The sequence below is a fragment of the Bradyrhizobium sp. F1.4.3 genome (assembly GCF_040548375.1).
Lineage (GTDB): Bacteria > Pseudomonadota > Alphaproteobacteria > Rhizobiales > Xanthobacteraceae > Bradyrhizobium.
Genome location: NZ_JBEPRN010000001.1, coordinates 899,248 through 917,798, shown reverse-complemented (window position 1 = coordinate 917,798; position 18,551 = coordinate 899,248). Strand labels below are relative to the sequence as shown.

General features: G+C 63.7%; 17 protein-coding genes and 1 pseudogene. 13 read left to right on the top strand and 5 right to left on the bottom strand.

Annotated elements, in window-relative coordinates; translation table 11 throughout:
* The 3 genes from ABIB73_RS04515 to ABIB73_RS04505 are packed head-to-tail and all read left to right on the top strand — an operon-like array spanning position 1 to position 3,118.
* Positions 1-2,052, top strand: a complete 2,052-nt coding sequence (locus ABIB73_RS04515) for an FUSC family protein (protein WP_354221820.1) — start codon at positions 1-3, stop codon at positions 2,050-2,052.
* Positions 2,049-2,255 carry a DUF1656 domain-containing protein gene (locus ABIB73_RS04510; protein WP_354221818.1) on the top strand — a complete coding sequence of 69 codons (207 nt, stop codon included), beginning with the start codon at positions 2,049-2,051 and terminating at the stop codon, positions 2,253-2,255. The genes ABIB73_RS04515 and ABIB73_RS04510 overlap by 4 nt, the downstream gene beginning before the upstream one ends.
* The gene (locus ABIB73_RS04505) at positions 2,252-3,118 is read left to right on the top strand and encodes an efflux RND transporter periplasmic adaptor subunit (protein WP_354221816.1); all 867 of its coding nucleotides are present in this window, start codon (positions 2,252-2,254) and stop codon (positions 3,116-3,118) included. Before ABIB73_RS04510 ends, ABIB73_RS04505 begins: the two co-directional genes overlap by 4 nt.
* Before the next feature lie 177 nt (positions 3,119-3,295).
* Here the strand turns inward: ABIB73_RS04505 and ABIB73_RS04500 are convergent.
* From ABIB73_RS04500 to ABIB73_RS04490, 3 genes and pseudogenes are all read right to left on the bottom strand, one after another.
* A pseudogene (locus tag ABIB73_RS04500) lies at positions 3,296-3,433 on the bottom strand (acyl-CoA dehydrogenase family protein); the annotation flags it as partial.
* A gap of 220 nt (positions 3,434-3,653) precedes the next feature.
* Positions 3,654-4,772, bottom strand: coding sequence for a glycoside hydrolase family 172 protein (locus ABIB73_RS04495; RefSeq protein WP_354221814.1), 1,119 nt, complete (start codon positions 4,770-4,772; stop codon positions 3,654-3,656).
* Positions 4,773-4,879: 107 nt separating this feature from the next.
* A complete protein-coding gene (locus ABIB73_RS04490) occupies positions 4,880-6,505 on the bottom strand; it encodes a long-chain fatty acid--CoA ligase (protein WP_354221812.1) in 1,626 nt (541 codons plus the stop codon).
* A gap of 173 nt (positions 6,506-6,678) precedes the next feature.
* Between ABIB73_RS04490 and ABIB73_RS04485 the strand changes: the two genes are divergently transcribed.
* The 8 genes from ABIB73_RS04485 (at position 6,679) to ABIB73_RS04450 (ending at position 13,848) form a co-directional block, all read left to right on the top strand.
* The gene (locus ABIB73_RS04485) at positions 6,679-8,538 is read left to right on the top strand and encodes a flavin-containing monooxygenase (protein WP_354221810.1); all 1,860 of its coding nucleotides are present in this window, start codon (positions 6,679-6,681) and stop codon (positions 8,536-8,538) included.
* A 5-nt stretch (positions 8,539-8,543) separates the two neighbouring features.
* Positions 8,544-9,347 (top strand): shikimate dehydrogenase family protein, encoded by an 804-nt coding sequence (locus ABIB73_RS04480; protein WP_354222559.1) that lies wholly within the window; start codon positions 8,544-8,546, stop codon positions 9,345-9,347.
* Positions 9,348-9,468: 121 nt separating this feature from the next.
* The gene (locus ABIB73_RS04475; RefSeq protein ID WP_354221808.1) at positions 9,469-10,302 is read left to right on the top strand and encodes a lytic murein transglycosylase; all 834 of its coding nucleotides are present in this window, start codon (positions 9,469-9,471) and stop codon (positions 10,300-10,302) included.
* Positions 10,303-10,414: 112 nt separating this feature from the next.
* On the top strand, positions 10,415-10,636 hold the full coding sequence (locus ABIB73_RS04470; protein WP_354221806.1) for a hypothetical protein: 222 nt from the start codon (positions 10,415-10,417) through the stop codon (positions 10,634-10,636).
* A gap of 12 nt (positions 10,637-10,648) precedes the next feature.
* Positions 10,649-11,071, top strand: coding sequence for a hypothetical protein (locus ABIB73_RS04465; protein ID WP_354221804.1), 423 nt, complete (start codon positions 10,649-10,651; stop codon positions 11,069-11,071).
* A 395-nt stretch (positions 11,072-11,466) separates the two neighbouring features.
* Positions 11,467-11,913, top strand: a complete 447-nt coding sequence (locus ABIB73_RS04460; protein ID WP_354221802.1) for a MaoC family dehydratase — start codon at positions 11,467-11,469, stop codon at positions 11,911-11,913.
* A gap of 103 nt (positions 11,914-12,016) precedes the next feature.
* Positions 12,017-12,514 carry a hypothetical protein gene (locus ABIB73_RS04455; RefSeq protein WP_354221800.1) on the top strand — a complete coding sequence of 166 codons (498 nt, stop codon included), beginning with the start codon at positions 12,017-12,019 and terminating at the stop codon, positions 12,512-12,514.
* A gap of 215 nt (positions 12,515-12,729) precedes the next feature.
* Positions 12,730-13,848, top strand: a complete 1,119-nt coding sequence (locus ABIB73_RS04450) for a helix-turn-helix transcriptional regulator (RefSeq protein ID WP_354221798.1) — start codon at positions 12,730-12,732, stop codon at positions 13,846-13,848.
* Positions 13,849-14,078: 230 nt separating this feature from the next.
* Here the strand turns inward: ABIB73_RS04450 and ABIB73_RS04445 are convergent, their stop codons facing one another.
* The gene (locus ABIB73_RS04445; protein ID WP_354221796.1) at positions 14,079-14,204 is read right to left on the bottom strand and encodes a hypothetical protein; all 126 of its coding nucleotides are present in this window, start codon (positions 14,202-14,204) and stop codon (positions 14,079-14,081) included.
* A gap of 58 nt (positions 14,205-14,262) precedes the next feature.
* Here ABIB73_RS04445 and ABIB73_RS04440 point away from each other — a divergent pair, with 58 nt between their 5' ends.
* A complete protein-coding gene (locus ABIB73_RS04440) occupies positions 14,263-14,496 on the top strand; it encodes a hypothetical protein (RefSeq protein ID WP_354221794.1) in 234 nt (77 codons plus the stop codon).
* 14 nt (positions 14,497-14,510) lie between these two features.
* Positions 14,511-15,239, top strand: a complete 729-nt coding sequence (locus tag ABIB73_RS04435; protein WP_354221792.1) for a sulfite exporter TauE/SafE family protein — start codon at positions 14,511-14,513, stop codon at positions 15,237-15,239.
* Between the two features lie 74 nt (positions 15,240-15,313).
* Here the strand turns inward: ABIB73_RS04435 and ABIB73_RS04430 are convergent, their stop codons facing one another.
* Positions 15,314-18,502 carry an efflux RND transporter permease subunit gene (locus tag ABIB73_RS04430; RefSeq protein ID WP_354221790.1) on the bottom strand — a complete coding sequence of 1,063 codons (3,189 nt, stop codon included), beginning with the start codon at positions 18,500-18,502 and terminating at the stop codon, positions 15,314-15,316.
* Positions 18,503-18,551: the final 49 nt, after the last annotated feature.

Genomic DNA, 18,551 nt, shown 5'->3' with positions numbered 1-18,551 from the left:
ATGCGCGCGGAAGAGCCTTTCCTGGTTCGTCACGCGGACCTCATTTTTGCTTTGAAGACGTTTGCCGCGTCGATGCTGGCGCTCGTCATTGCGCTCGCCATGGACCTGCCGCGGCCCTATTGGGCGATGGCGACCGTCTACATCACCTCGCAGCCGCTCGCCGGCGCGACCAGCTCAAAAGCGTTCTTCCGCGTGATGGGCACGCTGGTCGGCGCGACCATGACGGTGGCGCTGCTGCCGAACCTGATCGATGCGCCGGAACTCCTGTGCCTTGCAATCGCGCTCTGGGTCGGGCTCTGCCTCTATCTCTCGCTGCTCGACGGCACGCCGCGCAGCTACGTCTTCATGCTGGCTGGATACACGGTCGCGCTGATCGGCTTTCCCTCTGTGTCCGAGCCCGGCGCCATCTTCGACACCGCGGTTGCAAGGCTCGAAGAAATCTCGCTCGGCATCATCTGCGCCAGCCTGGTCTCGACCATCGTGTTTCCCCGCAGCGTCGCGCCGGCGGTGGCTAACCGCGTCGGCAGCTGGCTGTTGGACGCTCGCCGGCTCAGCCAGATCGTGCTGCTGCGCGAGACCACCAAGGAGACGCGCCGCGGCAAGCGCCTCAAGCTTGCGACCGACATTGTCGAGATCGACACGCTCTCCGCCCATCTCGCCTATGACCACCTGACGGACCGCAATGCCGTGACCGGCCTCGGCGTAATCCGGCTGCGCATGCTGATGCTGCTCCCGGTGATCGCCTCACTCGAGGATCGGCTGGCAGCGTTGGGGGAGGAGGCGTTGCGGCGACAACCCGAGCTGAAGCGCCTTCTGGAAGATCTGGCGCAATGGATCGTGAGCGACGTTAGCGCGCGGCGGCCAGCCGAGCGGATTCGCGCCATGATCGCGGAGCGGCAAGCGGTCCTCGATGACAGTGCCTCCTGGGAACGGATCATCACTACCAGCCTGTTGTTGCGGCTGCGGGAGCTCGTCGACCTCTCGCGCGACTGCCGCGCGCTGACCGAGGCGATTGCCGAGAGCCGCGACGTCGCAACCCTCGATCTGGCCTTTCATTCCGAGGCCGGCGCTGCGCCCGTGCGCCACAGGGACCGCGGCCTCGCATTATGGTCGGCGGCCGGCGCGGCCATGGCCATCCTGATCTGTTGCGCGTTCTGGATCGGGACCGGTTGGCCCGACGGCGCCTCGGCGCCGATGATGGCCGCAGTTGCCTGCTCATTCTTCGCCGCCCAGGACGAGCCCGCGCGCTTCATCCGCAGCTTCGGCCTGTGGTCGCTGGTCGCCATCGTCGTCGTCGCGATCTATCTGTTCGCGCTGGTGCCTGCGATCTCCCATATCGAAGTTCTGGTCGTCGCGCTGGCGCCGACCTTCCTGCTCTATGGCTTCCTGATGGCGCGGCCGGCAACGGCGGGCACCGGCATGGCGCTCGCGGCCAACACCGCGACGCTGCTCGCGCTGCAATCGACCTACATCGCGGATTTTGCGTCCTACGCCAATTCGGCCGTTGCCTTCTTCGTCGGCGTTGTCATCGCCGAGATCGTGACGCGGATCGCGCGCGGGGTGGGCGCGGAGTGGATCGCCAATCGCCTGGTGCTGTCGAGCTGGAAGACGATCGCGGTTGCCGCCGAGCGGCGTGGCAAGCGCGACCGCGCGGAGTTTGCCGGCCTCATGCTGCATCGTCTCGGGCTTCTGGTGCAGCGCATCGCCTTCCTCTCGGAGACCGATCGCCGCGACGCCGACAGCCTGGTCCAGCTCCGCATCGGGATCAATATTATCGATCTTCGCCGCGCGCGCTATGGGCTCGCGGCATCGACCATTTCTGTCATCGACGACATGCTAGATCAGCTGGCTATGGCTTGCCGCAACCATGCGGGCGGTGGCATGCCGGCCGAGCTGCTGACAAGCGTCGATCGGGCGCTGGCCCGGGCTGTGAAGGACCCCAACGACAGTGCGCGTGAAGACGCCCTGATCGGCCTCGTCGGTATCAGGCGGGGCCTGTTCCCGGACGCCCCGGCCTACCGGCCGCGCGCAGGCGAGAGTGTTGCGGCATGAGATATGTCATCGACATCTACGGCGTGCTCGTGCCGGCGCTCTTGCTCTGGATCATCGTGGCCTATGTGTTGAGCGCGCTGCTCCGCCGCTTCATGCAGCGCTTCGACCTCTATCGACTGGTCTGGCACCGCGCGCTGTTCGATTTCGCGATTTTCGTCTGCCTGTTGGGCGGCGTCGTCTATCTCTCGGAGTATCTCTCATGAAGGGGAATTTCGCCTGGTTTGGCCGCCTCGCGCTGACCGTCATTGTCGTTGTCGCGGCGCTCGCCGTCGGTCGCGAGCTTTGGGTCTACTACATGGAGTCGCCATGGACGCGCGACGGTCGCGTCCGTGCAGACGTGGTTCAGGTCGCGCCCGACGTCTCCGGCTTTGTCACGGACGTGCTGGTCAAGGACAACCAGAAGGTCCATCGCGGCGACGTTCTGTTTAGGATCGATCGCGAGCGCTTTGCGCTGGCGTTACGGCAGGCCGATGCTTCGGTCGCCGGTCACCAGGCAACGCTCGATCAGGCCAATTCCGATTTGAAGCGCTACAGTGCGCTGACGACTGACGCAGTGTCGCAGCAGAAGCAAGAGCAGGTGCTCGCGACCCAGCTGCAAGCCAAGGCGGCGTTCGACCAGGCGGTTGCAGACCGTGCGGTTGCTCAGCTCAATCTCGACCGCAGCGAGATCCGCGCCTCCGTGAATGGCGTGATCACCAACATGGACCTGCGCCCCGGCGCTTACGTCACGGCCGGAAAGGGTGTGATGGCGCTGGTCGATAGCGACACGTTGCATGTGGAAGGCTATTTCGAGGAAACAAAACTCGCGCGAATCCGCATCGGCGACAAGGTGCAGGTCCGCCTGATGGGTGAGAAGGGCACGCTCACCGGTCATGTCGAGAGCATCGCCGCCGGCATCGAGGACCGCGACCGCGCCGAGGGGGCCAGCCTGCTCGCGAACGTCAATCCGACATTCAGCTGGGTGCGCCTCGCCCAGCGCGTGCCGGTCCGTATCGCGCTGGATCCAGTTTCCGACAGTACGGCGCTGGTCGCCGGCCGCTCGGCGACGGTGGAAGTTCTGAATTAATTGGGCAACTTGTGCTGCGCATTGTTGTGCCCTCCCCTGGTGGACATACGCTCACACGGGTGAGGGGTCTGTCTCCGTGGACAGAGACCCCTCATCCGCCTTTTCGGCAAGGCACCTTCTTCCACAAGGGAGAAGGGAAGAAGGGCGCCGCGTTGTCTGGCGAGCTGAACGCCTGCCTCAAGCGTTCGAATACTTCTTCAGCTCGAACCGCGCGATCTGGTTGCGGTGGACCTCGTCCGGTCCGTCGGCGAGACGCAGCAGGCGCGCGGTGGAGTAGGCCTGCGTCAAGCCAAAATCATTCGACGTGCCGCCGCCATGGGCTTTCCGCGCGGGCGAGCGGCTTCAGCTCCTCGACGACGGATAGACTTTCCACGGCCCGAGGTCCTCCGCCTCGCGATAGAACCGCTCCTCGGATAGATGTGCCGGTCCATGAAACTTTCGAGCTTGCGCTTGAGCTCGACGACTTTTGGCGACATCGGGTAGAGCATCTTTCGTCTCCTCGATCGATGGACGGCGGCGGCGTGCGTGTTCCCGGTCAGTCGATTTCGAGATAGTCGGCGTCCGGAAGTGTGGGGAACAGCGCCGCCGGGAGCGTCTGGTACCAGAAGGCGACCGACGCGATGTCGTCCTGGAGCGGAAGATATTTTGCTTCCTTGACGCCCGATCGCCAGCCCAGCGCCTGGATCGTCACGCGAAGGTCGCTCTGAAAGCGGACGGGATCCGGGATGTGCCAGCGGTACATGCCGAACCGTTGCTGCGACTTGTAGACGCCGTCGGGACGGATCACCTGCGGCAGGCCGGCATAGGGCGTGGTGAATTCCTGATAGCGCGATTGTTGCACGGCGCCCCGGCCGGAATGCGCGACGTAGGGATCGAAATTGTAGGCGCCGCAGAAATAATCCTCGGTGCCGGTGCCGCAGATCGTCGGGAATTCGCCGTCGCCGTCGACGAAGAACTTGATCTCGCCTTCGCCCCACCAGCCATTGTTGTTGACACCCCAGGCCATGTAGGTGCCGACATACTGGCCGCGCCCGGTGACGCCATCGAGGATGGTGTAGACGTCCTTGTAAGGAAGCGGATTGGTGCGTCGGAATTGTGCATGAAAATAGGCGCAGTCCTCGGGCACGTCAGTCAGTGTGTAGTTGATCTGGTAATAGACGGTCAGCGCCTCCTCGCTGCGGTTCTCCATCGTGAAGCGCGCGCGCTTGCGGAACGGCATCTCCCAGTAGCAGTTGAACGCACGCCCGGGATTGACGCAGACCGCGAGCGACGATACCTGCGCAAACTCTTCCCATCCGCAGGCGAAGAAATCGCCGGCCGGGCACTCGACGCTCGGATGCTCCTGGTCGTCCCAGTAGACGCGCAGGATGGAATGGCGCAGTCGCCCGCGCGCCAGCGTCATCCAGATCTGCTGGATCGCGCCTTGCCCGGCGATGTCGGCAAGGGTGAACGTCGCGCCGGGCTCGATGACGATATAGGGCGAAACCTTCCAGCCTTGCCCGAGATCGCGGGCCTGAGGTGCCGCGGGCCCGTCGACGGACATGCCGCCCTTGCCCATTTCGCCGGTGAAATTCTCGGGGCTGATCGAGCGCGTCTGCGCGTTCGACAGGCGCGACAGATTGCCGAGATGCAGGCCCAATCCGGAAAACGCCATGATGTCCTCGATAAGGGGTTAGCGATGACCCGATATATCGCCCCCGAATCTACCAAAGGATGAAGATGATCGTGCACCGAAAGGCGCGCACGCAATGGTGTGACGGCTTACCCGGCGCGATAGTCCCTGAATTTCTCGCGCAGCGCTGATTTGAGCACCTTGCCGGTCCCGGTCATCGGGAATTCATCGAGGAACTCGACGGCGTCAGGCATCCACCAGCTCGCGATCTTCGGGCGCATGTGGTCGAGCAGGGTCTTGCCATCGACGGTCGCCCCCTTCTTGCGGACGACGAGGAGGAGGGGGCGTTCCTGCCATTTCTCGTGCGCGATGGCGACAACGGCGGCTTGCAGCACGTCCGGATGGGATAGCGCGATATCCTCGAGCTGGATCGAGGAGATCCATTCGCCTCCGGACTTGATCACGTCCTTGGAGCGGTCGGTGAGCGTAACGTGGCCCTGGGCATCGATCACGGCCATGTCACCGGTGATCAGCCAGCCGTCGCGGTCGAGGCCTTCGTCGAGCTTCATGTAGCCGGATGCGACCCAGGGACCACGGGCACGCAGATGGCCGACGCTCGTGCCGTCGTGCGGCAGCTCGTTGCCGCCGTCGTCGACGATGCGCAAGGACGTGCCGAAGCAGGCGCGGCCCGAGACCTGGCGCCGATCGAATTTCTCGGTGTCGCTGAGATGCTCCGAGCCCGGCCTCAATCCCGGCATCGAGCAGCCCAACGCCTCGGTCATGCCCCAGGCCTGGATATAGTCGACGTTGTACGCGCGCTTGAGTTTCTCGACCATCGCGCGCGGTGGGGCTGAACCCGACGACAGCGTTGCGCGCAGCGTCGAGAATGTATTGCCGGTACGGCCGAGCCAGTCGAGCAGGATCAGCCAGAAGCTCGGCACGCCCGCCGCGAGCGTCACCTTCTCGCCCTCGAGCAGCTCGTAGAGCTTGTCGGGTTCGTAGTTGCGGCCGGGCAGCACCAGCTTGGAGCCGGTATAGGGCGCGGTGAAGGGCATGTTCCAGCCATTGCCGTGGAACAGCGGCGCCATCGGCATCATCACCTCGCGCACGCCTTCGAGATGTCCAGGGATGAAGTCGAAATTGCAGCAAGTCATGGTCTGGAGAATCGCGGCGCGGTGCGAATAGATCACGCCCTTGGGACTGCCCGTTGTGCCCGACGTGTAGCAGATGGTGGAGGCGGATTTTTCGTCGAACAGCGGCCAGGCGAAACCTGCCTCGCTCTCCTTTTCAAGAAGCTCCTCATAGCAATGCACGTTCGGAAGCCTGGTTTCCGGCATCCGCTCGCGCGATGACATCACGACATACGCCTCGATTGTCTTCAATTGCGGCGAGATCGCTTCGACGATCGGCAGCGTGGCGCGGTCGACGAAAAGCAGCCGGTCCTCGGCGTGGTTGATGATGTAGACGAGCTGTTCGGGAAACAGCCGCGGATTGACGGTGTGCAGCACATAGCCCATGCCGGGCGCGGCATAGAACATCTCGAAATGGCGGTGGGTATTCCAGGCAAGCGTACCGACGCGGTCGCCGGGATTCATGCCGAGCCGCTGCAACACCAGCGCCATACGCTTGATGCGCGGGTGCGCCTCCGCATAGGTGTAACGATGGATGTCGCCCTCGATCTCGCGTGCGACGATCTCCGCTTCGCCGTGATAGTCGGCGGCGTACTGGATCAGGCCGCTGATCAGAAGCGGCATGTCCATCATCAGTCCCTGCATCGTCTCCTCCGGACAGCCGTGTCGTTGCATGGCGCATTTGCGGTTGCGCGCAAGGTAGCGGAACGTCGCGCGACGTTCACGCAAAAAGCAGCGGACGCGATTGCGCGCGTCACTATTTCAGGGCTAACTGGCGCGAGCTGTCGGCGAAGCACCATCCGCCGTGGAGGAGATCGATGTCAGCGGAAAGACACAAGACCGGTTCAGCCGGCGCCCCTACGATCGACATTCAGGCCTTGCGTGCGCGCTATCGCGACGAGCGCGACCTTCGCCTGCGCGCCGAGGGTAAGGCGCAGTATGTCGAAGTAGCCGGCGATTTCGGTCGCTATCTCGACGATCCCTGGGCCGATCCCGGATTTACGCGCGAGGCCGTCAGCGAAGAGACCGCAGTGCTGATCGTGGGCGGCGGCTTTGGCGGTCTGTTGTCTGGCGCACGTCTGCGCGAGGCCGGCATCTCCGATTTCCGCATCGTGGAAAAGGCCGCGGATTTCGGCGGCACCTGGTACTGGAATCGCTATCCAGGCGCGGCGTGCGATACCGAGAGCTACATCTATCTGCCGTTGCTGGAGGAGACCGGCTACATGCCGGTGCGCAAATATGCGCGGGCGCCGGAAATCTATGAGCACTCTCGCCGTATCGGACGGCACTTCGGTCTCTACGAGCGCGCGCTGTTTCAGACAGTCATCTCGCGGATGATTTGGCAGGAGCGCGACGGACGCTGGCTGGTCGAGACCGATCGCGGCGATCACATCCGCGCACGCTTCATCATTCTGGCCGGCGGTCCGCTCAGCCGGCCGAAACTGCCCGGCATTGCCGGCATTGAAAGTTTCAAAGGCCACAGCTTTCACACCAGCCGCTGGGACTACGCTTACACTGGCGGCAGCGCCGATGGCGGCCTTACGGGGCTTGGCGACAAGCGCGTCGGCATCATCGGCACCGGCGCCACGGCCGTGCAATGCGTGCCGCATCTCGGCCGCGCGGCCAAAGAGCTCTACGTCTTCCAGCGCACGCCATCGGCGATCGGCGTGCGCGACGACCGGCCGACGGATCAAACCTGGGCGGAGAGCCTGAAGCCCGGCTGGCAGCGCGAGCGCATGGACAATTTCACCGCCGTGATCTCGGGTGAACCGTTCGAACAGGATCTGGTGCAGGACGGCTGGACCGGCCTGCTCGGCGAGATCCTGCTGGCGCCGCGGCGCCAGCCGCAGCCGGTGACCTCGATGGAAAAGGCGCTGAAGGTGATCGAGCAGGCCGACTACCGCAAGATGGAGGAGATCCGCGCCCGCGTCGACGCCCTTGTGAAGGATGAAGCGGCCGCGGCTGCCCTCAAGCCTTGGTACAAGGCGTTCTGCAAGCGGCCATGCTTTCACGACGAATATCTCGACACCTTCAATCGTCCCAACGTGCATCTCGTCGACACCAAGGGGAAGGGCGTCGAGCAGATCACCGAGAACGCTGTCGTTGTCGACGGCAAATCCTACGAGCTGGACTGCCTGATCTATGCCAGCGGCTTTGAGGTCGGCACCGACTATGCCCGCCGCATGGGTTTTGAGGTCTATGGCCGGGACGGGATCAGCCTGTCCGAGCGCTGGTGCGATGGCGTCAAGACGCTGCACGGCTTCTACAGCCGCGGCTTCCCCAACTGCTTCCTGATCGTCACGGTGCAGGCCGGCCAGAGTGCCAATTTCCCGCACATCATCGACGAGCAATCACAGCACATCGCCTATGTGATCGATCAGGCGCGCAAGCGCGGTGCGCGAACAGTAGAGCCAACGCTCGCCGCCGAGAACGCCTGGGTCGATGAGGTCGTCAAGGCCGCGCTCGGCCGCCAGACTTATCTCGCCGAATGCACGCCCGGCTATTACAATAATGAAGGCGTGTTCGATCCGATCGCGGCACGCAATAGCCAATATTGGCGCGGGCCGGTGGCGTTCCTGCGGCAGCTCGCCAAATGGCGGAAGGAGGGCAGTCTGGATGGGCTGGAGTTGACATATGGGGCGGCCGCGGCGACGGACGGCTCCCCGGTTCCGGCGTGACCTCCATAGTCCCGGCCCCCACTGGCGCGACGCGGCTTTACGTCATCGTCGGCAATCCCATCGCGCAGGTGCGCTCACCCGCAGGCGTGACGGCGGCCTTTGCTGCGCGCGGCCACGATGGAATCCTCGTTCCCGTGCAGGTCTCGACCGCCGACCTGCCGGATTTCCTCTCGATGGCAACCCGGCTGAGGAACCTCGACGGCATCGTCGTGACCATCCCGCACAAGTTTGCCTGCTACAAGGCCTGTGCCAGCGGAACTGAGCGCGCGCACTTCCTCGGCACGGTGAACCTGATGCGCCGTCGTGCCGACGGCTCGTGGCACGGCGACATGGTGGACGGCCTTGGCTTCGTCGGCGCCGCGCGGGCGAGGGGAATCGACCCCCGAGGCATGCGGGCGCTCCTCGTGGGCGCCGGCGGGGCCGGATCCGCCATCGCGCTTGCGCTGGTCGAGGCTGGCGTTGCCGAGATCGCCATTCACGATAGCGCGGCCGAGCGCCGCGACGTGCTGATCGGCCAGCTCAATCGGCTCGGCAAGGGGCGTGCGCGGGCCGGGACTGTCGACCCCTCGGGCTTCGATTTCGTCGCCAATGCGACGCCCGCCGGGATGGAGGAGGGCGACTCGCTGCCAGTCGATGTCATGCGCCTTGCGCCGTCGGCCTATTGCGGCTGCGTGATCACCAGGCCCGAAGTCTCGCCTTTCATCGCCGAGGCCCGCAAGATCGGCTGCGTCACCGCGACCGGCACCGACATGTACCAGCAGCACCAGAGCATCATGGTGGATTTCCTGCTCGGAACGGATGGCGCGTGATCTGGCCGTGTCAAGAGCGTCAGCCGCATCGATAGCGCTCATCGGGGCTTGAGCGATCGTGGCTGACGTAGGATCATGCGTTCGCGCGAGCCGGTCGCGCATCCAGGGAGAGGAACGTGGAATGACCAAGGGCAGGACCGCCGCGACGGCGATGATCGGCGCGACCGCGCTGCTGTTTTCCCTGATGCCCATATCCCTGATATCCATGGCCGAGGCCGCGCAGTGCGGCAACGGGCCTGGCGGCTTCGAAGGCTGGAAGCGCGAGTTCAGCGCGGAGGCGCAGGGCAAGGGCATCGGCCAGACCGCGATCTCGGCGCTGATGCAGACCAATTACGCCAGCGCCACCATTGGAGCCGATCGCAGCCAGCACAGTTTTTCGCTGTCGCTCGACCAGTTCTTGGCCAAGCGCGGCGCTACCACCATCGTCGCGCGCGGCCGGTCGCTGAAGCAGTCGCAGGCCGCGATGTTCGCCTCGATCGAGCAGCGCTACGGCGTACCGCCGGGGCCGCTGATTGCGATCTGGGGCATGGAGACCGGCTTCGGCAGCCAGCGCGGCAATCAGAACATGCTGTCGTCAATCGCGACGCTCGCCTATGACTGCCGCCGTCCCGAATTCTTCACCGACCAGCTCTATGCGGCGCTGAAACTGATCGACCGCGGCACGTTGTCGGGGGCAACCCGCGGCTCCATGCATGGCGAGGTCGGCCAGACCCAGTTCATGCCCGAGAATATCCTGGCTTACGGCACCGGCAATCTCGAGGTTGCCGCCAACGCACTAAGCTCGACCGCGAATTTCCTGAAAGCCCATGGCTGGCGTGCGGGAGCCGGTTACCAGCCGGGCGAGCCGAATTTTGCCGCTATCGAGGCCTGGAATGCCGCGGGCGTCTACCAGAAGGCCATCGCGCTGATGGGACGGCAAATCGACCAGGGCGGCGGGGCGGCGGCAGCGCGTTGAGTCGCTCCGCAAGGCGTGACTGGACCGCACGCGAGAAAGTTGTTGCTATCAGGAACTGACGGCACGAGGTTTGCTTTGATGAAGTTCAGGGCTGGGCATGAGGAGACTCAACATGGCTACCCAGATCGTGATGGACCAGACAGGCGATACCCGCCACGAGTTTGATCCTGAGAATGCCGAAGCGTTGGCGCGGGCCGAACAACGCTTTCGGGAGCTGACCGGAATAGGCTTCACCGCCGCGCTCCGAACCGGGCCTGGCGAAGTCACCCGGATCAGATCGTTCGACCCGACCGCGCAGGAAACGCTGTTCTATCCCCGCCTGGTCGGCGGTTGATCTGAACTGCTCATGATCGCGGCATTCAGGCTCGGCGCGCCGGCGCGAGCGCGCCTGCACGCGCTTCGCGAACTCTACCGGCGCTTCTTTGGCGAGAACACGCCCGAGGCTCGCGGCCGTCGGCTTTTGTCCGAATGGCTGTCGGCGGAGCAGCGCGCACAATTCGAGCAGCATCGGCATTTCGACGTCATCGGCTGCGACACCGGCAAGCGATACCGCATTCACTACGGCACCGCCGCCAACGTCCACGAGATCGACGATGCCGGGATTGCAACGATGGGATGGTGCTTCGTCCCGTCAGGCTTCCTCGTGCCGGGCGACGTCATGCTGGCGCAGAAGATCGCGCTCGAGACCGACGAGAAGGGCGCGCTCACGCTCGCCAACCGGTTTCCACCGGCAACGCATTCGGAGCATTTTTACCGGCGGCCGTTTTAGCTGTCGGTATCGGGCGGCGTGGCCGGTCAGTAATGCGTGGTGCGATAGGCGTCCACCGCATGCGCCGCAAAGACGCCGATGGCGCAAAGGGCGAGCAGCGCCGAGATCAGTTCGATCATAGCCCGTCCTCCTGTAACGGCTGGGCGACGAGATGCTGGCAGCAGGAATAATCCCGGCTCAGGTCGAGGAACAATTGCATGGTGGCCGTCCCTGTCTAATGTTGACAACAGCATAGTCGCCTCTTTGTTTCAGGCGTGTTTCGTGGATTTGAGAAAGGGGTTTCGCCGGGAACCGGGGCTGGTTTGCGGCCGGCGGACTCGCTAGATCCCGCTGTCAGTCGATCCTTTTGGCCGGACGCATCGCGCGGGCGGCACATCACATTTCGAGGCAAAATAATGACACAGGTCGAGTGGTTCGACGATCTCACCGTCGGAATGCGCTTCAAGTCCCCCGAGATCGAGGTCACCGAGGCCGACATCAAGCGTTTTGCGGCCGAGTTCGATCCGCAGCCGATGCATATGGACCACGAGGCCGCCCAAAAGACGCTTTTCAAGGGCCTGGCTGCGTCGGGATGGCACACCGCCGCCATCGCGATGAACCTCGCGATCCAGACGCGTCCCTTCGGGCCGCATCCGCTGATCGGGGCGGGCGTCGACGGCCTGCGCTGGACGATCCCGGTGCGGCCGAATGATCGCCTGCATCTGCTCGGCGAGGTCATGAGCCTGACGCCCTCGAAATCGAAGCCGCAGGGCATCGCACTGGTAAAATGGACGATGTTCAACCAGAACGGCGAGGAGGTTTACACCTTCACCCCGATCGCCATCGTGCCGCGGCGCGGGTAGGGCGGTTCGCGCGCTCACCACTGGCTGGGTGAGTCGGCGGAAGCCCTTGCGGCTCGCCGGGAGAGGTGGTCAGCTTGGCCCGGGGAAAAGGCTGGAGGCTGACATGAAACGATGCTTCCTTGTTGCTGCGCTGCTCGCAGGCACCTTGAGCGCCGGGCCAGCGGTCGCGCAACAATCCAAGGTCGGCGACTGGACCATCGAGAAGCGCAACCAGGACACGCACTGCAATGCGAGCCGCGGCTACAAGGACAAGGACGACGAGAACCGCGACTACGTCATCGTGATCACCTATTCCGACAAGGCCATCGTGATCGTGCTGATCTATGACGGCTGGGAGTGGGACAAGGTCGGCGAGATCCTGCGAGCCAACGTCGGCACCGATGATTCCGACATCATGCAGAAGGCCAAGTGGGAGGTCATGGACAAGACCACCGTGCGCGGCATCTTCGAGTATGATCAATCCATCATGGAACGGCTGTCGAAGGCCAAGCGTCTCACGCTCGATTTCGAGGACGATGACGACGACAGCATCGAGATGCAGATTCCGCGCGCCGGCGAAGCGCTCGCCGCGCTGAAGTTCTGCGAGGAGAACCGGAGATAAAGTATCGACGACTGCATCGTCCGGCCGATGACCGTCGTCGAGGCGAACAGGTTCTGGTCGCTGGTCGGCGAGATCAACGATGCGGCGGTTGATCCGACGCGATGCCTGCCGGCGGGGCCCGATCCGCCCGGCCGGCGCCTCATCCGATCGGAGGAGGCGCCGGGCTCCGGTTGTGTTATGCTCTCGGGCATTGATCATCGAAGCCATTTAGAGCCATGCACGGATCGCGGAAACTGCCTGAATTGGTCGAGTCCATCTACGATGCCGGGCTCGATCCATCGCTGTGGAACGACGTCGTCGTCGGCATCCGGGATTTCGTAGGCGGTCAGGCCTGCGGGTTGTTTTCCAAGGACTCGATCAGCAAATTCGGCGTCACCCACTATTATTGCGGGGCGGACCCTCACTACATCCAGCTCTATTCCGAGACACATTCGAAGTTCGATCCGCTGACGAGTCTGCCGCCATACGGCCAGATCATGAGCATTCCCGATCTCGTCAATTTCGACGAATATCGGCGCGGGCGCTTCTATCAGGAATGGATGCTGCCACAGGGGTGCAGCGACGCGGCCAACGTCGTGCTCGAGAAATCGAGCTCGAGCTGCCCGGTGATGATGACGGTGCTGACGGGACGGCGCATGGTGGATGCCGGAATGAGGAACCGCCTGTCCCTGATCGTGCCGCACGCCAGCCGCGCGCTCATGGTCAACCGGGCCATTACCTCACAACTGTCGTTGGCCACAGCGCTGGCGGACGTTCTGAACAATCTCGCCGACGGCATCTTCCTGCTCGATGCCTCCTGCCACGTGGTGCACGCCAATGCCGCCGGTCATGCGATGCTCGCGGCCGACGAGATCGTTCGCGCCGGTGCCGGTCAATTCGTCACCTGCAGCGCCGAGGCCAATCAGGTGCTCCGCGATGCCTTTGCCGCCCGCGGCGAGATCGCGATGCTGGCCGCGCGAGGACAGGCGATACCGCTGGTCTCGTCCAAGGGCGAACGCTACGTCGCGCATGTCCTGCCGCTGGCCTCGGTGGTGCGAAACGGCAGCGAGCGGGCGCTCGATGTTGTCGGCGCGCTGCTTGTGCGCAAGGTCGCGCTTGGCAGTCAATCCAGCGGGGATTTGATCGCACGGACGTTCGATCTGACGCCCGCGGAGCTGCGCGTCTTTCTGTCGATCGTCGACGTCGGCGGCGTGCCCGAGACCGCAGCCGTTCTGGGCATCGCCGAGACGACCGTGAAGACGCATCTGCATCGCGTGTTCGCCAAGACCGGCGCGAGCCGCCAGGCCGACCTCGTCAAGCTCGCAGCAGGGTTTTCCAGCCCGCTCGTTCACTGACGCATCGTCGTCGCGGCGAAAAGCGGCAGAGACACGCCCGCAATTTCATCATCAAAATTATCGCCAGTCATTCGTTCGGATGACGCGGTCTGCTGCGTTCTCCCCTAGGACACGACACACGATCTCCTGTTCGTTGCGTTCGATCTCTGTGTGAAGCAACTCACAGCGAGTGGAAGTCAATCTCGTGAATCTCTTGCACGGGTTGAGAGGAGGTCATCATGCGAACGACGTCACGGGCTCTGGCTGACAAGTTCCACGACGTCGTTGATCGCATGGTCGCAGCGCTGCATCAGCAGCGTGCGATCGAGGCCCGGCGCGCATTGCGGCGCTACCGCCATCTGCTGGAAGAACAGCATGAAACGTCGCCTTTGAATGAAGTCATTTCTGTCTGCCATGAAGAGGATATTTCAGGACATGCCCATCGATCTGATACGCGCAAGCGCGCGGCCAGTTCCCCCACGTTCGAACGCGCGTAACGTCAATATCGTCGCAATCGCGCTCACCGCCGCGCTCGTCACCCTTCAGCTGGTTGGCCTCGCAATGCTGGAACGGTCGCACGTGCATGCGATGCAAATTTCGTTTCCGCGCGAGCCGGCAATTTGCGCGGAAAGCGCCGTCGCTCCCGTATCGCAGATTCCCTATGATTGAGCGGAGGACGGATTGTGCCTGACATCACGACGCTGCTGTTGCTCAGCCTGGCCGTGTTCGCCGGAGCCTTTGTCTCGGGGCTTTCGGGTTTCGCATTCTCTGCCGTGGCTGGCGCGATCCTGCTACGCGTGCTTCAGCCGCTGGAGGCCGTGCCGCTGATGATGGCGTGCAGCATCGGCGTGCAGGCGACAAATTTGTGGGCACTCCGGCGCAGCATCCGCTGGGGTGGAAGCCTGCTCCTGATCGTCGGCGGATTGATCGGCGTTCCCATCGCGGTCTCGCTGTTGCAGAGCACCGATACGCACCTGCTGAGGCGGGGCTTTGGCGCCGTCGTCGCGCTGTATGCCGCCTATGTGTTGCTGCGGCCGACGCTCGTGACGGCCGGTGAGGCCGTTGGCCGGCATTGGGTTGCGCTGATCGGATTCGGGGGAGGGCTCGTCGGCGGGTTGACCGCCATGCCCGGCGCGATTCCGACGATCTGGTGCGACATGCGCGGCATGCCCAAGAGCGAGCAGCGCGGCCTGGTACAGCCGTTCATCGCCGCGATGCAGCTCTTCGCGATCATCCTGCTGGTCGGGCATCAGGATCTGTCGTCGAAAGTCTTCGTCGATCTGGCGGTCAGCCTGCCTGCGCTATTCGCCGGCTCAGCACTCGGCGTGATGGCGTTTCATCGGGTGAACGAGACGGTCTTTCGCAAGACCGTGCTCGTTCTGCTGTTGCTATCGGGCATTTCGCTGATCTAGAGCATGATCCGGACCCAAAGGGTCGCGTTAGCGCAAAGTGTGAAGCGGTTTTCCGACAAGATCATGCTCCAGCTTTAATGGCCGAGTCCCTGGACCGGGGCCGCGCTGGTGTCGCTGCCGTGATGCGTCAGCGGCTTCATGCCGGTGACGGTGCGCAGTAGCACATAGAACACTGGCGTCAGGAACAGGCCGAACACGGTGACGCCGATCATGCCGGAGAACACCGCGACGCCCATGGCTCGTCGCATCTCCGAGCCGGCGCCGGTCGAGAGCACCAGCGGCAAGACACCCATGATAAAGGCCATCGACGTCATCAGGATCGGCCGCAGACGCAGCCGGCTCGCCTCGATCGCGGCCCGGATCGGCGTGCGTCCTGTGAATTCGAGCTCGCGCGCGAATTCGACGATCAGGATCGCGTTCTTGGCGGAGAGGCCGACCAGCACGATCAAGCCGATCTGGGTGAAGACGTTGTTGTCGCCCTTGGAGATCCAGACGCCGAACATCGCAGCCAGCAGGCCCATCGGCACGATCATGATGATCGAGAGCGGCAGCGTCAGGCTTTCATAGAGCGCGGCCAGCACCAGGAACACCAGCAGGATCGCCAGCGGGAATACCCAGAGTCCGGAATTTCCGGCGATGAACTCCTGATAGGTCAGGTCGGTCCATTCGAAGGCAAAGCCGGGCGGCAGCACCTCGGCGGCAATCCGCGTCGCTGCTTCCTGCGCCTGGCCGGAGGAGAAGCCGGGCGCTGCGGCGGCATTGATATCGGAGGACAGGAAGCCGTTGTAGCGGATCGCCCGCTCCGGACCCGCGCTCTGGCGGATCGTGAGCAGCGCCGACAGTGGCACCATGTCGCCCGAGGACGATCGCACCTTCAATTGCCTGATATCGTCGGCATGGGCGCGGAACGGCGCATCCGCCTGGACATAGACCGAATAAGTGCGGCCAAACTTGTTGAAGTCATTGACGTAGTAGGAGCCGAGATAGATCTGGAGCGTGTTGAACACCTCCGTCACGGGCACGCCCAACTGGAGCGCCTTGGTGCGGTCGATGTCGGCGAAGAGCTGGGGAACGTTGACCTGAAAGCTCGAGAACGTGCCCGCGATTTCAGGGGCCTTCTGCATCGCCGCCATGAACGCCTTCGTCGCCTCATTCAGCGCCTCATAGCCAAGACCGGCGCGGTCCTCGATCTGGAGCTTGAAGCCGCCGATGGTGCCGAGACCATTGACCGGCGGCGGCGGGAACATGGCGATGAAGGCGTCCTGGATCCCGGCATATTTCTTGTTCAACTCGGCTGCGAGCGCAGGTCCGCTGAGTGACGGATCCTTGCGCTCCTCGAACGGCTTCAGCGTCGAGAACACGATGCCGGCATTGGACGAGTTGGTGAAGCCAGCGATGGACAGGCCCGGAAATGCGACCGAGCTCTCGACACCGGGCTGAGTGAGCGCGATGTCGCTCATCTTGCGGATCACCTCCTCGGTGCGGTCCAGGCTTGCGCCGTCGGGCAGGCGAGCGAAGCCGACCAGATATTGCTTGTCCTGGCCCGGCACGAAGCCGCTCGGCACCTGCTGGAACAGGAAGGCGGTCAGGCCGACTAGGACTACATAAAGGCCCATTACCGCGGCCTTGCCGGAGATCACTTTGGTGACAGTGCCGCTATAGTTCTCCGACGAGCGCGTGAACGCTTTGTTGAAACCGCGGAAGAACCACCCGAGGCCTTTTTCCATGATGATCGTCAGCCGGTCCTTCGGGTCATTATGCCCCTTGAGCAGCAGTGCCGACAGCGCCGGCGACAGCGTCAGCGAGTTGACGGCGGAGATCACGGTCGAGATCGCGATTGTCAGGGCGAACTGCTTGTAGAACTGTCCGGTGAGGCCGGAGATGAAGGCGAGCGGAACGAACACCGCGATCAGCACCATCGCAATCGCGATGATCGGTCCGGAGACTTCCCGCATCGCCTGGTAGGTGGCGTCCCGGGGCGACAGCCCGCCCTCGATGTTGCGTTCGACGTTCTCGACCACGACGATGGCATCATCGACGACGATGCCGATCGCGAGCACCAGCCCGAACAGGCTGAGTGCGTTGATGGAGAAGCCGAACAGGTGCATCACCGCAAAGGTGCCGACGATCGACACCGGCACCGCCAGCAGTGGAATGATCGAGGCACGCCAGGTCTGGAGGAACAGGATCACGACCAGCACCACCAGCGCGATCGCTTCCAGCAGCGTGTGGATGACAGCCTCGATCGAAGAGCGCACGAACTGGGTGGGGTCGTAGACGATCTGGTAGGACACGCCCTCCGGCATGTTCTTCTTGATCTCGGCCATGGTGGCGCGGACATGGTCGGATATCTCCAGCGCGTTGGAGCCCGGCGCCTGGAAGATCGGGATCGCCACCGCCTGCTTGTTGTCGAGCAGCGAGCGCAGGCCGTATTCGGAAGCGCCAAGCTCGATGCGCGCGACGTCGCGCAGCCGCACCACTTCGCCACGCGTGCCGGTCTTGACCACGATGTCGCCGAACTGCTCCTCGTTGGCGAGCCGGCCCTCGGCGTTGACGGACATTTGCAGGTCGATGCCCTTGACGTTCGGGGAGGAGCCGACGACTCCGGCTGCGGCCTCGACGTTCTGGGCCTGGATCGCCTTGACGATGTCATTCGCGGTCAGTCCATGCTCGGCAGCCTTTTGCGGATCGACCCAGACCCGCATCGAATAGTCGCCGGCGCCGTAGAGTTGGACGTCACCGACGCCGTCGATCCGCGCCAGCCGGTCCTTGACGTTGAGCACCGCGTAGTTGCGCAAATACGTCATGTCGTAGCGGTTGTTCGGCGAGAGCAGATGCACGACCATGGTCAGGTCTGGCGACGACTTCTTGGTGATGATGCCGAGCTGTCGCACCACCGCCGGCAGGCGCGGCTCGGCCTGCTGCACGCGGTTCTGCACCAGTTGCGTCGCCTTGTCGGGATCGGTGCCGAGACGGAACGTCACCGTCAGCGTCATCGCGCCGTCGGTCGTGGCCTGGCTCGACATGTAGAGCATGTTCTCGACGCCGTTGATCTGCTCCTCGATCGGAGTAGCCACCGTCTCCGCGATCACCTTGGGATTGGCGCCGGGATAGGTCGCGCGCACCACGACCGATGGCGGCACCACGTCCGGATATTCCGAGATCGGCATTGCGAACAGCGAGATCAAGCCCGCGAGGAAGATCAGGACCGACAGCACGCCGGCAAAAATCGGACGGTCGATGAAGAATTTTGAGAGATTCATGGCCTTGCCCCTGCGCGAGAGACAGCTTCGTTATCACTCTGGAACGCGG